This window comes from Bacillota bacterium (genome assembly GCA_012839765.1).
In the GTDB taxonomy this organism is placed as follows: Bacteria; Bacillota; Limnochordia; order DUMW01; family DUMW01; genus DUMW01.
Map to the genome: position 1 here is coordinate 16,917 of DUMW01000009.1, position 14,241 is coordinate 31,157.

Genomic DNA, 14,241 nt, shown 5'->3' on the forward strand with positions numbered 1-14,241 from the left:
ATAGTGGGGTGAGGGCTTGAAGCGGATTGGAATCATGCATTATTGTAAAAAGGAAGGGTGCGCCGAGGTGATTGACACCCTCTTGGATTCCTTTGGGGCTAAGGGGGTAGAGGTGCTCCTGGAGGTTAATGCGGCCCAACTGGTGGATCGGATGGACTTGGCCCGCCCCTTTGAAGAGATAAAGGCTGAGGCGGAAGTGTTGCTGGTTCTGGGGGGAGACGGTGCCTTTTTACATGCCGCTCATCTGGTCTGTGACAGCCCGTTGCCCATCATGGGGATTAACCTGGGCCACCTGGGGTTCTTGACCGAGGCCGAGGTCAATGATCTGCCGGAGGCGGTGGAACAGTTGGCCAAAGACGACTACGTGGTTGAAGAACGGATGATGCTAGAGGCCCAGGTCCTAAGAGCAGGACAGGTGACCGGCACCTTTGTCGCGTTCAATGATGTGGTGGTCACCCGCAGCACCTTTGCCCGGGTGATCCAGGTGGAAGTGAAGGTGGACGGGCAGGTGACCGGTCGGTTTTCCTGCGATGGTATGATTGTGGCCAGCCCCACCGGTTCCACAGCCTATTCCCTTTCTGCCGGGGGGCCAGTGGTCAGTCCCCGGGTGGAAGCCCTGGTGATTACCCCCATTTGTCCTCACACCATCGCCAGCCGTTCGGTGGTGGTCCATCCCCAAGAGACTATTGAACTGAGGGTGCATAGTCTGCACGATCAGGTGCGGCTCAGTGTCGATGGACAACCTGCCACCAAGATCCAGGCGGAGGACCGGATCCTGGTGGGAAAAAGCGAACGGGTAGCCCGGTTAGTTCGCCTGGGCAAACGGGGCTTCTACGAGCTATTGCGCAATCGGCTGAGCCATCCCGATGTTTAGGACAAGAAAATTAAGATTTTTGTACGAAGGGCGGTGTGGCGACTTTTCCAGGGAGTCGTCTTGGCAATGAAGAAGGAACGTCAAACTGCCATCCTCTCCATCATCCGGGAGGAACCCATCGAAACCCAGGGACAGCTTCTAAACCGTTTACGGGAACGGGGATTCTTGGTTACCCAGGCCACGGTGTCTCGGGACATCAAGGAATTGGGCCTAGTGAAGGTGAAGGTGCAAGGAGGACGGGACCGGTATACCCTGCCCCATGCCCACCCCATGGCCGATGGGGAGGCGAGGTTGCGCCGGGCCTTTGGGGATTATGTGGTGGAACTCATCCCCTGTGGTGATTTCATCGTCGTCAAGACCCTGCCGGGGGCTGCGCAGACCGTGGCGGTCTTGCTCGATGGCATGGATTGGCCCGAGTTGGTGGGCACCATCGGCGGTGATGATACCATCCTGGTCCTGGTCCGCAATGAAAAGCCTGTGTCCCCATTGGTGGGGGAAGTGTTGGCTAGGCTTGAGGAGTTGCGTTAGAAGAAGCTGGGCAAGGGACGGTGAACCAGGTGCTTGTCGATCTTTCCATCCGAAACTATGCGGTAATCAAAGAGGTGGACTTATCCTTTGGACCGGGTCTCAATGTGCTCACCGGGGAGACCGGCGCGGGGAAGTCGGTGATCATCGGAGCCATCGCGCTGTTGTTGGGGAGCAGGGCCTCGGTGGACCTGATCCGAACGGGCTGTTCGTCCTTGCTGGTGGAAGGATCCTTTCAACTGCCCCCGTCTATCCCCCTGCGGGAGTTTTTGGAGGAGCAGGGCCTTGCTGGGGACAGTGATGAACTGATCATTTCCCGGGAGGTGACCCGAAACGGCCGGAACCGCTGTAGGATTAACGACCGCATGGTCAATGTCAGTGTCCTGGAGGCGGTGGGCAGTCACCTGGTGGATTTGTGCGGGCAGCATGAGCATCAGTCTTTGCTGCGTCCCCCACTGCACACCATGCTGGTAGACGAATTTGGCGGAGAGAGACTCCAGGCGGTGCGTCGGACGGTGAGCCAGGGTTATCGGACGGTGCGCAGACTGGAAACTGAGCTTGCGGAGTTGGTGGAACAAAGCCGGGAGGCTGCCCGGAAGATCGATTTGTTACAGTTTCAGATTGGGGAGATCGAAGAGGCGAAGCTGGTGCCGGGAGAGGAAGAGGAACTGACCGCCCGGCGCAAGGTGCTGGCCAATCAGCAGACGCTGCAGCAACACTCTCTGGCCAGTTACAAGCTCCTTTACGAAGGCGAGGAGTACCGGCCCGCGGTGATTGACCTGTTGGGGGAGGCCTTGGCTAACCTGCAGGAAGTGGTCAAGACCGATGACCGTCTCGCGGAGACCTTGGGTCTGTTGGAATCGGCCATGGTGGAGATCCAGGAGGTTTCCGGTGCGGTCCGGGATTATCTGGACCAACTGGAGGCGGATCCTGCGGAGTTGGATCAGGTGGAGCGACGTCTCACAGACATTGGTCGTTTGAAGAGAAAGTACGGCGATTCGGTGGAGGAGATTTTGTCCTACTGCAGCCAACTGCGCAAGGATTTGGATCAGATCACCGGGGCCGATGAGCAGATGGCCGCTTTGCAAAGGGAGCTGGAAAGGGAAAAACAGGATCTGAAGACCGCCGCCCAAGAGCTGACCCGGCTGCGGGCTGAGGTCAGCCGGGTCATTGAGGCGGGTGTGGCCGAACGGTTAAAGAAGCTGAATATGAAGGATCCCCGCTTTGTGGTGAGGGTGGTGCCGGTGGCGGGGGAGGCTGCGGTGGATTGTGCTGGGCTCAAAGTGGGGCCCGACGGGGCAGAGCGCCTGGAATTCCTTATTTCCACCAATCCCGGCGAAGAACCAAAGCCCTTGAGCAAAATTGCCTCCGGCGGTGAGATCTCCCGGGTGATGCTCGCCCTCAAGCTCATGTTTGCTGCCAGTGACCCCGTTCCCACCATGGTCTTTGACGAGATCGATGCCGGTATTGGCGGGAAGACCGCCGGGCAGGTGGCCAGTCAACTGGCGGAAGTGGCGAAATTTCGGCAAGTGTTGTGTATTACCCATCTGCCCCAGGTGGCCAGTGTGGGTCATCAGCACTTCCAGATCAGCAAGATCAGTACCGATGCTTCTACTTCGGTGCAGGTTCGTCCCCTGGGTCCCGAGGAGCGGGTGGAGGAGATCGCCCGTATGTTAGGTGGGGCCGAGCTCAGTGAGAAGACCCGGGAGCTGGCCCGGGAACTGTTGGCCATCGCCCAGGGGTAGGTTGTCAGATCTCCCTTCGGAAGTCAACAGTTAGTAAGTGGGGTTTAAATAATGTACGCCCCCCAAGGGCATATTACAACTATGATGCACTTGGGGGGGTTTTTGTGAACAAGTCCTATTGGCGCATCCTAATCTGTCTTACTGTAGTTTTAATGGTCCTTACCTCTATCGGTGTCTATGGGGTGGTGGGCCTGCCGGGTAGTCTCCGTGTACCCTCGGGCGACAGTCAACAGATCCGGCTGGCTTCTTTGTTCTCCCTCCACTCCACCGAACTGGACATTACCGTGGACCCGGAAAACCTGGTAACCATCGTGGCGGACCGGGCGGGCAGCTACGATCTACAAGTCACTTTCCTGGGTTTGTTTCCCATCAAGGGCCTGGTCGTAGACGTGGTCCCCCGCTATGAGGTGATCCCCGGCGGGCAAGCCATCGGGGTGATGGTGTCCCCCCAGGGCCTAGTGGTAATGGACTCTGTTCCCTTGCACTCCGCCGAGGGTCAAGTGGTGAACCCAGCTAAAGAGGCGGGTTTGCGGAAGGGCGATGTGATCTTGAGCATCAATAACCAGCCGGTGCGCAAGTCCCAGGAAGTGCGGGATTTTGTGGAAGAGGCCGGGAGGAATGACGCGTACCTCAGGCTACAGGTGCGCCGGGGAGATCAGGTCTTCTACACCGACATAAAACCGGTCCTGGTGGAGGAACGGACCGCCCGGGGCCAGTCCTACTACACGTACCTTTTGGGCCTATATCTAGAAGAGCCAGTGGTGGGGGTGGGGACGCTTACCTTCTATGACCCCAAAACAAAGAAGTTTGCCGCCCTAGGTCATATGGTGGTGGATGGCCGGGGCCAGGCGGCCCAGGTGGTAAACGGCCAGATCGTGCCGGCGGTGATTGCCGGTATTGCCAGCGGCAGCAAGGGGCGTCCGGGTGAAAAACTGGGTGCACTGATGGATGACGGACGGATCTTAGGAACGATCACCAAAAACTGTGCCTACGGTATCTATGGGGAATTGACCCAAAAACTGGACCATGGCCTGTTTTCTAAACCTATTCCGGTGGCCTTAGCCCGTCAAGTGAAGCCCGGTCCCGCCACCATTTTGACCGTCCTGGATGGAGAACGGGTGGAGGAGTTTGCCATCGAGATTGTAAGGATTAGCAACCAGACCAGCGCTTCGGACAAGGGCCTTGTCATCGAGATTACAGATCCCCGGCTATTGGAGCGCACTGGAGGTATCGTCCAGGGGATGAGCGGCAGTCCCATCATCCAGGACGGCTACCTGGTGGGGGCGATCACCCATGTGTTCGTGAGCAACCCTACCCGAGGTTACGGTATCTTTGCGGAATGGATGCTCATGGAAGCGGGGATCCTAGACCAAGACGCCGCGTAAAGCCGTCACTATCTGTAACCAATTATTGCCTTTTCCTCGTGGTTGGTGTATAATAGAACTAACCTCTATTTCCTGGAGATACCAATATGCAACGAACATATGTGGCGTTGGTTGGTAGTAGTTCCTTCGCGACGTCTTACCTGCCGATGTTGGACGGCGAAACCTTTTACTGTACCATCCACGATGGTTGGTCTTCGCTTCGCCAGAATCCGGGGGTAGAAGTGGTCCTCACGGAGCTCCCCGCGCTGGACACCGCGGAGTTCCAGCGAGAATGGGGCCAGTATTGGGCGGGCCTTCCCCACCGTCCTCGGATCCTCTTGATCCTTTCCGAGGAATCTTCCCGGGCTGTGGAGTTGGTCCAGCATAACGTGGTGGATTACTGCCTCCTTGAACCCCTCAATGTCCAGATCCTCCGGGCCCGTTTGATCTACTTGGCCACTTACCGGCGTAGTTACCTGTTGGAAGTCAGTGTGGAAAACCGTCTGCACAGCTATCTACAGGAGTGCGGGATCTCCCCCCACCTCAAGGGCTATCGTTATCTGGTGGCGGCCATCACCATTGCCTATCACCAACCGGAAGTGTTGAACAACGTCCTGAGTCTGTACGAGACGGTGGGGAGGCTGTATGGCGCAAAACCTAGCCAGGTGGAGCGTTCCATCCGGTATGCCATCGAAAGTGCCTTTGTCAAAGGGCAGTTACAAACCCTAGCCCAAATTAGTCCGGGCGTGGTCCCCGATACGGGTCGCCCTTCCAACGCCTTTTTCATTTCCTCCTCAGTTACTTACCTCATGGGCTACAGAAACCACAGAATCTCCATGCTTTAGCGGTCAAGGCCCCCATAGCCCGAAAGAAGCGAAAGCCGGTCTGGGACCTCCTCCTTTGGTACGGGGGCCTTCCTTTTCTTCCTTCTGACCCCGACAGCCGCGGATCCCTGGGGTAAGGCTTTCCCTTGTCTTTGGCCACGCCAGTGGGTGTCTACCCTTCTTTTGTGCATAGATTAAGGCGCCTTTGCAGGATAATAACTACTGGGATGTTAGGTATATTAACCTGGAAGGCTGTGGGTCCATGAAGCTTGTGGGGAAGGCATACAAAGACGAAAAGACAAAGGATTTGCTGCTGCGATTGCCGACAAATGCCATTGCTGTTATCAAACATGCGGACATCGATGAAGTTTCCGCTGCTGCCCTGATTCGTCATGGGCCCAAGGCCATCGTAAATTTCGCCCCCTCATCGACGGGTAAGTTCCCCAACGTCGGACCAAGGCGCCTTTTGGAAGCCAGGATTCCCTTATATGACGTTTGTGTTGCCTCCCCGGAGCTGTTTGAAGAGATCCAGGAGGGGGTCCTGCTGACCATCGCGGACGATACCCTGATCCAGAACGGTCGCCGGTTGGCCCGGGTCCGGCGCCTTGATGAACAGTATGTCCAAGAACGGGAAAGACAGGCCCAGGAGAATTTTGCGCGGCAGTTAGAAGCCTTCGTGGACAACACCTTGGAGTACGCAAAGGAAGAGAAGGAGTTGGTCATGGTCCCCCTGCAGATCCCTCCCCTCAAGGTGCGGATCAGAGAACGGCCCGTGGTGGTGGTGGTACGGGGCACCGATTACCGGGAGGACCTGGCCGCCTTGGCCCCCTTCATCCGGGAGATGAAGCCGGTGTTGATTGGGGTGGACGGGGGTGCCGATGCCCTCTTAGAGTTTGGGTACCACCCGGACCTAATTATCGGGGACATGGACAGCGTCAGTGACAAGGCCCTGCGGGGGAAGTCCCAGCTTCTTGTCCATGCCTATCCCGATGGGCGAGCGCCGGGTCTAAACCGGGTGCAGAGCCTCGGTCTTGCCGCGGACACCATCCCCTCCATCGGGACCAGTGAGGATTTGGCCTTGCTCTTGGCTCATCAGGAGGGGGCAGATCTGATTGTCGCGGTGGGGACCCATTCCAATATTATTGAGTTTTTGGAAAAGGGGCGTCCCGGGATGGCTTCCACTTTACTGGTGCGGATGAAGGTGGGCTCCATCTTGATCGATGCCAAGGGGGTCAACAAGCTTTACAGCGGAAGACCGCGTTTTTGGTACTCCCTGGGAGTGGCCAGTTCTGCCCTGATTCCCCTGGTGGTCTTGTGGATGCTCTTCGAACCCTTGCGACAACTGGCCCATATGTTTGTGGTTCGGGTACTTTTGTTCTTTGGCTGGTGATCGGGTTGATCGTGGATTTTCGCTATCATGTGGCCACTTTGGTGGGGATCTTCGTGGCCCTGGGTTTGGGAATCCTAATTGGGATCCTACTCACCGGGGACAAGGATATGATTGATCAACAGTTTCAGTTGACCGAGGAGCTGCGGGGGCAGCTGAAGGGACTACGGGCGGAAAACTCCCTGCTTAAGGAAGAGATGAACCAGTACATCCAGCATCTTTCCATCTTGGAGGAGACTTTCTGGGAGGCCGGGGCCGCCGTGGTGGCCAACCGCCTTGGTGGTCAACGTCTGGCAGTGGTTATTCTGGGGGAGAGCACCCTCTGGCCTGTGGTGGAGCGGGGGATTGTGGCTGCAGGCGGAGAGGTGGTCACGGTGCTCCAGGTGGCTCCCGTCTGGTCGGTGTCGGTGGAAGACCATGCCCAGCGGGTTTACACAGCTTTAACCACTGGTAAGGGGGCCGAAGGGATTGAGGTGGGCCGGTTCCAAGGGACCTTCGATCTTCTGGTGGTTCTGCTGGCCATAGAACCCGGGGAGAAGACCTACTGGCTGGGCCTACAAAGGGAACTGGCAAAACAGTTTAAAACCTTAAATACCCCGGTGGTGGTAGCCAGTCCTTCGGGAGCCGGGTCCGAATACAGAGAGGCTTGGGGTGACGTCCCTGTGGTCTTCTTAGAGGGCGCCGACAGCCTGCTTGGACAGTTGGCCTTGGTTTACGCGGTACAGCAGAGGGAGCCTGTGAGTCTAAGTCTGCAGGAGGCAGCCAAGGTGGCCCAAAAGATGCTGGCTGACCTTTTGGCGGGACCTTAGGTGAATCCAATGGACAAGATCTCGGTAATTATCCCCTGCTACAATGAGGAGGCCACCATCGGCCGGGTGGTGGAAATGGCCAAAGGGATGCCGGGGGTCGGTGAGGTCCTCGTCGTTGATGATGGCTCCACCGATAAGACGGCTTTTCTGGCCGCCGCGGCTGGGGGACGGGTCCTGCAGTTGCCGGTAAACCAGGGGAAAGGGCGTGCCATGGCCGCGGGGATCCGTGAAGCCCGGTATCCCTACGTGCTTTTCATTGACGGGGATCTGGAGACGACCTCCGAGGAGTTGACGAAGCTGGTGGCGCCGGTGCTCACCGGAGCGGCCGACGTTACCGTGGGATGTCCCGTGGAAAGCTTCGGCGGTGGTTTTGGTTTGGTGGTCCGTCTGGCCCGGTTTGCTACTCGCTTTGGGGCTGTTCCCCTCCGTTTTCCCCTGTCGGGACAGCGGGCCGGCCGCCGGGATCTTTTACTGCGGATCGACTTTGGGCAAGGGTATGGGGTGGAGACCAGTATGAACTTTCAGTTGGCCCGTCTGGGGGCCAGGGTGCAAGAGGTTGACCTCCATTTCCGCCATCATTTCACCGGACGGGACCTGGCGGGCTTTCGGCACCGGGGCAGACAGTTTTGCCATGTGCTGCGGGCGATTTGTAAAGAGGTCTGGAGGGGGAAATAGGGATGTGGCGGTTACTGGGGGCCTGGGGATTCTCCCTTGTGTTAGGCGGAATCCTAATCGACCTTGCCCGGCGGCGGGGCTATGTGGCGCGCAATTTCCAGGGCACTCCCGTGCCTATGATTGGTGGACTTGTCCTGATGTTTACGGTGGGGTTGGGGACGGTAGTTCTTGGTGGCGACCATCATGGCGCGGCGGTTTTGTTGCTGGTGGGAACCTTAGGGATCATGGACGATCTGCTGGGTGATGGGGAATACCGGGGGATTGGGGGTCATCTGAGGGCCTTGGGCTCCGGGGTGATTACCTCAGGATTACTGAAGGCCCTTTTGGGCTTGCTGGTGGCCCTGGGGGTAGCGGCCAGGCACACTTCTTCCTGGGGTGCTTTGTTTATGGACACGCTGCTTTTTGCCCTCAGTGTTAACCTGGTGAATCTTTTGGATCTGCGCCCTGGCCGGGCGGTGAAGTTCTCTTTCTTGGTGCTACTGCCCCTTCTGGCCAGACAATGGGATCTTAGTCTGCTGCTTTTGGGTGCCCTCTTGGGTTACGTACTTTACGATCTGCGGGGCTGGGCCATGTTGGGGGATGGAGGAGCTAATTTCCTCGGTGGTGCCCTAGGCTATCTTCTTTTGGGGTGTTCCCGTGGTGTGAAACTGGGCTGGCTCATCGGTCTTTTGGGAATTCATCTTCTTACCGAACGATACTCCCTTTCCCAAATCATCCGAAAGAATTCTCTACTACGATTCCTGGACAACCTGGGGCGCTGTCCCCGGCTTAGGGAGTAGGCTAAGTTGCTACTTCTTGTCTTTTTCAGTAGAATGAAGGAAGCAAAAGACAAGGAGTTCATCCATGGGCCTACGGGAAGAGATCCAACGACATATTGACATTTTACGGCCCGGCGGACAATTGAGTCAGTTTCTGCCGGATTATGAGTATCGGAAGTCCCAGGAAGAGATGACCGCAGCGGTGGTGCGGGCCTTTGTGCAAGAGGAGATCGCCATCATTGAGGCGGGGACCGGCGTAGGGAAGTCCCTGGCCTATCTGTTGCCGGCCATCTCCTGGGCCTTGGAACAGGAGGAACCGGTGGTTGTCTCCACCAACACCATTAATCTCCAGGAACAACTGTTGGAAAAGGACATTCCCCTGATCCAGGCGGCCTTAGGCTGGAGTTTTTCCGCGGTGGTGGTGAAAGGTTGGAGCAATTACCTGTGTCGCTTGAAGGTGGGGGATCTCTTGCAGCAGACCCAGCTGTTGGAGGATGACGAAACCAAGGCAAAACAGCGGCTTCAGCAGTGGGCAAAAACGACCCATTCCGGCAGTCGGAGTGACCTGGACTTTTACGTCAGTGAATCCCTCTGGTTAAAGTTTGCCTGCGATGCCGACGACTGCTGGCGCAATGACTGTCCCTACTTCTCCGATTGCTTCTTTTTTGAGCATCGGCGGGCCGCGACCAAGGCGCAGCTTTTGATCACCAATCATCATTTGCTTTGTGCGGACCTGGCCATCAAACAGGTCAGCCCACAGGCGGGGGTCCTGCCCCGCTATGAACGGGTGATTATTGATGAGGCCCACAACCTGGAAGATGTGGCCTGTGCGTATCTGGGCAGCAATCTGTCCCGGTTGGGCACGCGACAACTGCTGGGCCGGCTGTATCGGAAAGGGAAAAACAAAGAAACAGGACTGCTTCCCAGTCTCCGCCACACCGGCCACCGGCTTGGTCTTGACGAGCTGGTGACCACGGTGGAAACCACTTTGCAGCCCGCGTACAGGGATTTGGAGGAGGTGGCGACCCGTCTTTTCCAGCGGCTAGATGCCGTCGTCCCACAGGATATTGCTGCTGTGGGACTGCGTTTGCGGGCTGATGATTCTCCCCTCTGGCGAAAATGGTGTGAGCAAATTGTGCCGGAACTGGTTCAGCTGGCGGTGGCGGCCAATGAACTGGGAAAGAAGCTCTTGGACCTTGCGGAGCCCTTAGAGGATGATGAGGCTTGTAAGGAAACCTATCACAATATCAAAGGGATGGCCAACCGGTGTGTAAACCTGGGCGCCACCGCAGATTTTTTTGCCACCTACCCCCATGATAACTTCGTGGTCTGGATGGAATATGCCGGATCCCCCAGAGCCAACCTCACCTTGCGTAGTGCCCCCATCGACGTGGGCCCTTTCCTCGGGGAGCATCTTTTCTCCAGTAACAAGACCGTGGTGCTGACATCGGCCACCTTGACGGTGAATAACGATTTTGCCTTTGTCACTAAGCGATTGGGGATCGGTAAGGAGGCGGATCCGCTGTTACAGGAGCGGACGTTTACCGTTCAGCTGGCCTCGCCCTTCTTCTACAAAGAGCAAGTCTTTCTGGGGGTGCCCAGGGATCTACCCGATCCCCGGGAGGAGGCCTATGATCAGGCCCTGCTAGAGCTTTTGGTGGAGCTATTGCCCAAGACCAAAGGTCGGACCTTTATTCTTTTTACCTCCTATGCTGCCCTAGAGCGGCAGGCCCGGTTGTTGTCCGAACGCTTACCAGACTTTGTCTTCCTCGTCCAGGGGACAAAGGAGCGCAAGCAACTGGTGGAGGAGTTTTGCACCACCCCCAAGGCAGTACTCTTGGGTACCGATAGTTTCTGGGAGGGGGTGGATGTCCCGGGGAGTGCCCTTTGTTGTGTGGTTCTGGCCAAACTGCCCTTCAAAGCTGTAGAGGATCCCATCACCGAAGCAAAATGCGAGGCGATTCGGCAGCGGGGCGGCAACGATTTTATCGAGTACATGTTGCCCTTGGCGGTGCTCAAAACCCGGCAGGGCTTTGGTCGTTTGATTCGTAAGACAACGGACATGGGAATCGTGTTGCTTTGCGATGCGCGGGTCCTGCGGCGTCCCTACGGTGCCGTGGTGCTAAATAGCCTGCCCGAATGTACCTTCCATCGAGGTACGATCCAGGAGATCCTGCACGCTTGCGAGGATTTCATCCCTGAGTAATAGCTTGGTGTCCTCCTGCATAGATTCTATCGGGAGGGGTAACCATGAGCATCTATTACTTACCCAAAGGGCGCCGTAGTGCCTTAATCATTGCGGTGGCCGTGCTTTTGCTGATGAATCTCTACCTGATAAGCAAAGAAGTGATCAAGCCGGTGATGGGACTGTTGACCGGCCGGTTGGTCCCCATCTATGCGGTGGATACGCCGGAGAAGAAGGTCAGCCTCACCTTCGATGCCACCTGGGGAAATGAATATACCGCAGATATCTTGGCTACTTTGGACCAATACGGGGTGAAGAGCACCTTCTTTTTATGTGGATACTGGTTGGAGAAGTACCCTGACGATGTGCGCCGTATTGCGGCCATGGGCCATGAGATCGGTAATCACAGTTGGACCCACCCCCACATGAGCACCTTGTCGAAAAGTCAAATCGAGACCGAGATCATGCTGACCCATGATCTTATCAAAAACCTCACCGGGCAAAGCTCTACTGTTTTTCGCCCTCCCTTTGGGGAGTATAACAACCTGTTGATCGAAACCGCTGCTGAGCTGGGCTATTACACCATCCAATGGTCCGTGGATTCCCTAGACTGGAAAGACGTAACCGCTGATTACATCTACCAGCGGATTATGGGCAGCGTGGAGCCGGGGGCGATCATCTTGATGCACAACAATGGTCGTTACACTGCTGAGGTGATCAAACGGATCATTCCGGAGCTGCAGGCCCAGGGCTACGAGCTTGTGCCGGTCTCCCAATTGATCTACAAAGATAATTATGTCATCGAGCCCCACTCCGGCCTGCAAAGGCCCGCAAAGGGGGGAAGCTAAGTGGTCCGCTTCCGCATTGTCTCGTTACATATACCCAAGGATATGCTTCTGTTGGCGAGCTGGCTCTTCACCGGTTTATTGGTGGTAGGTTTGGTTTTGGGTATTAAAGACCAGTTTGTTCGTTACGTCTACGGCGTCCGTCCCGGCGTGCACATTTGCGGCCGGGATATTGGCGGGCTGTTGGAAGGAGAACTGTTGAAGGTGCTTCATGAGCTGAAAGACGAGGTGGAGGTGAGCCCTGTAAACGCTCGATACGATCCGGCCACGGGCCAGGTGATCAGTGAACAGCCGGGGCTCTTTGCTGACGTCCCTGCTACGGCCAAACGGGCCCTGCAGGCCCGGATGGGTGAAGAGATCACCTTCGTGATGCAACCGGTAGACCCGCCCATCACCTCCGATATGTTCACTCCCCTTTATCAGGCACGGGTGAACGAGCCAGTGATGAGTTTTGCGGTGAATGTGGACTGGGGAGAAGACGTGCTGCCAAAGATGCTTGATGTTTTTCGCCAGTACGGAGTACAGGTTACCTTTTTCCTTACCGGCACCTGGACCGAGAAGAACCCCACCTTGGCGCGGCAACTGGCGGAGGCGGGGCACGAAATTGGCAGCCACGGTTATTGGCACGCGCCCCAGACCACAAAACTGTCCGATCCTGACCTGTTGGAACTGATCGTGGAAGCGGAGCGGGTAATCATGGAACATGTGGGCTACAAGCCCCTTTTGTTTGCTCCGCCCGCGGGGGACGTAGACCAGCGGGTCACCGCCACCGCGGCCTCGTTGGGGTATCGAACTATCATGTGGACGTTAGATACCATCGACTGGCAGGACCCCACCCCTGACACCATCATTAACCGGGTGGTACCCAAGGCTACGCCGGGAGCGATCGTCCTCATGCATCCCCGGCCCAATACCTTGGCGGCATTGCCCCGGATGATCGAGCAACTGCAAGGGAAGGGCTATCGGTTGGTGCCCATCGGGGCCCTGCTGGCCCTCCAACAGAATGCCCTGCAACACTAAAGGTTAGGTGATCCTCCCTTTCCCAGCGGAGACTGCTTCTACATTCCTAGGCCCACCGGTGCTTTGCCTGTGGGCCCTTTATTCTTCTGAAGCCTCGCGATTCTTTCTCGGGATTGACTATGCTTCATTAATCCCCTTGATTTGGCGAAGGCTAGCAGACAGCGGGCGCAAAAAGTAGTATATTGTTTCTTAGTAGTGTAGTGGACAACTGTCTAGAAAGGATGAATATCCGTTGAATGGACAAACCCCCATTAAAATCTGGCCTGAATCCACAGGCATTCCTACTACCCTTACCCCCTATTTTCCAGCGGATCACAAAGAGCCCACGGGAGCGGTCATTGTGTGTCCCGGTGGTGGTTATGCTGTCAAGGCCCCCCATGAAGGAGAACCCATTGCCCAATGGCTGACCTCCTTGGGGATTGTGGCCTTTGTGCTCGATTACCGTGTTGCCCCACACCGTTATCCCGCAGGACTCCTTGATGTCCGCAGGGCGGTCCAATATGTGCGATCCAGGGCACAAGAATGGGCAATTCACAAAGACAAGATCGGTGTCTTGGGCTTTTCTGCCGGGGGACATCTTGTGTCTTCGTTGGGTACCGTCACAGCGCCCTTGGAGACGGGCTGCAGGGACGAGGTGGCTGAGGAGGACTACCTACCTAATGCCCTGATCCTTTGTTACCCAGTGATCGCCTTGTTTGGCAAGTATGCCCATCGGGGATCGGCGACGAACCTGTTGGGGCCCGAGGCCACCGAAGACCAAAGACTGGGTCTTTCTACCCATCGGTTAGTGACACCACAGACGCCACCCACCTTCCTTTGGCATACCGCGGATGATGCAGTGGTGCCGGTGGAAAACAGCTTGATGTTCGCTGAGGCTTTAAGCGAAAACAAGGTGCCCTTCGAGTTGCACATTTACCCCCATGGTCCCCATGGGATGGGCTTGGCCGAGGAGGATCCTCAGGTGGGCCAGTGGACAAAGGCCTGTGGTACCTGGTTAAAGCAGCTGGGTTTCTGATGGACTGAGGGACGATGTATTAAGAATAGGCTGTTTGTTAGCTGTCTTAGTACATCGTCATTCCTACTTTGGATAGACCTCCCAGGGGATCCAGTTTGAAGAACAAGAAAAGAGAAGAACGGGTGAGTTAGGAGAGGGAAGACAGACACAGGTCCGTTGCTTTGATTTGCACAGTTGACGAGATAAGGTCAGTGAATTCCTTCTGTTGGTTTTAC

13 protein-coding genes are annotated in these 14,241 nt (G+C 56.6%); all 13 read left to right on the forward strand.

The features are described from left to right. Positions 1 to 16 precede the first annotated feature (16 nt). The 13 genes from GXX57_00705 to GXX57_00765 all read left to right on the forward strand — a co-directional run bounded on the left by GXX57_00705 (position 17) and on the right by GXX57_00765 (position 14,026). Positions 17 to 874 (forward strand): NAD(+)/NADH kinase, encoded by an 858-nt coding sequence (locus GXX57_00705; GenBank protein ID HHV43174.1) that lies wholly within the window; start codon positions 17 to 19, stop codon positions 872 to 874. 66 nt (positions 875 to 940) lie between these two features. Beyond that, positions 941 to 1,402 carry an arginine repressor gene (argR, locus tag GXX57_00710; GenBank protein ID HHV43175.1) on the forward strand — a complete coding sequence of 154 codons (462 nt, stop codon included), beginning with the start codon at positions 941 to 943 and terminating at the stop codon, positions 1,400 to 1,402. A gap of 20 nt (positions 1,403 to 1,422) precedes the next feature. Then, a complete protein-coding gene (recN, locus tag GXX57_00715; protein ID HHV43176.1) occupies positions 1,423 to 3,144 on the forward strand; it encodes a DNA repair protein RecN in 1,722 nt (573 codons plus the stop codon). Positions 3,145 to 3,248: 104 nt separating this feature from the next. Then, positions 3,249 to 4,529: a SpoIVB peptidase gene (spoIVB, locus tag GXX57_00720; protein HHV43177.1), complete on the forward strand. Its 1,281-nt coding sequence runs from the start codon at positions 3,249 to 3,251 to the stop codon at positions 4,527 to 4,529. Positions 4,530 to 4,615: 86 nt separating this feature from the next. Then, positions 4,616 to 5,353 carry a hypothetical protein gene (locus tag GXX57_00725; protein HHV43178.1) on the forward strand — a complete coding sequence of 246 codons (738 nt, stop codon included), beginning with the start codon at positions 4,616 to 4,618 and terminating at the stop codon, positions 5,351 to 5,353. Positions 5,354 to 5,594: 241 nt separating this feature from the next. Next, a complete protein-coding gene (locus GXX57_00730) occupies positions 5,595 to 6,722 on the forward strand; it encodes a hypothetical protein (GenBank protein HHV43179.1) in 1,128 nt (375 codons plus the stop codon). Beyond that, a complete protein-coding gene (locus GXX57_00735) occupies positions 6,719 to 7,528 on the forward strand; it encodes a copper transporter (protein ID HHV43180.1) in 810 nt (269 codons plus the stop codon). The genes GXX57_00730 and GXX57_00735 overlap by 4 nt, the downstream gene beginning before the upstream one ends. A 9-nt stretch (positions 7,529 to 7,537) precedes the next feature. Beyond that, entirely contained in the window at positions 7,538 to 8,203 is a 666-nt protein-coding gene (locus GXX57_00740) for a glycosyltransferase family 2 protein (protein HHV43181.1), read from the forward strand. 2 nt (positions 8,204 to 8,205) lie between these two features. Next, positions 8,206 to 8,982, forward strand: coding sequence for a hypothetical protein (locus tag GXX57_00745; GenBank protein ID HHV43182.1), 777 nt, complete (start codon positions 8,206 to 8,208; stop codon positions 8,980 to 8,982). Positions 8,983 to 9,046: 64 nt separating this feature from the next. After that, the gene (locus tag GXX57_00750) at positions 9,047 to 11,167 is read left to right on the forward strand and encodes a DEAD/DEAH box helicase family protein (protein ID HHV43183.1); all 2,121 of its coding nucleotides are present in this window, start codon (positions 9,047 to 9,049) and stop codon (positions 11,165 to 11,167) included. A 44-nt stretch (positions 11,168 to 11,211) separates the two neighbouring features. Continuing rightward, positions 11,212 to 11,994 (forward strand): polysaccharide deacetylase family protein, encoded by a 783-nt coding sequence (locus GXX57_00755; GenBank protein HHV43184.1) that lies wholly within the window; start codon positions 11,212 to 11,214, stop codon positions 11,992 to 11,994. Continuing rightward, a complete protein-coding gene (locus tag GXX57_00760) occupies positions 11,995 to 13,011 on the forward strand; it encodes a polysaccharide deacetylase family protein (protein ID HHV43185.1) in 1,017 nt (338 codons plus the stop codon). 232 nt (positions 13,012 to 13,243) lie between these two features. Then, positions 13,244 to 14,026 (forward strand): alpha/beta hydrolase, encoded by a 783-nt coding sequence (locus tag GXX57_00765; GenBank protein HHV43186.1) that lies wholly within the window; start codon positions 13,244 to 13,246, stop codon positions 14,024 to 14,026. Positions 14,027 to 14,241 lie beyond the last annotated feature (215 nt).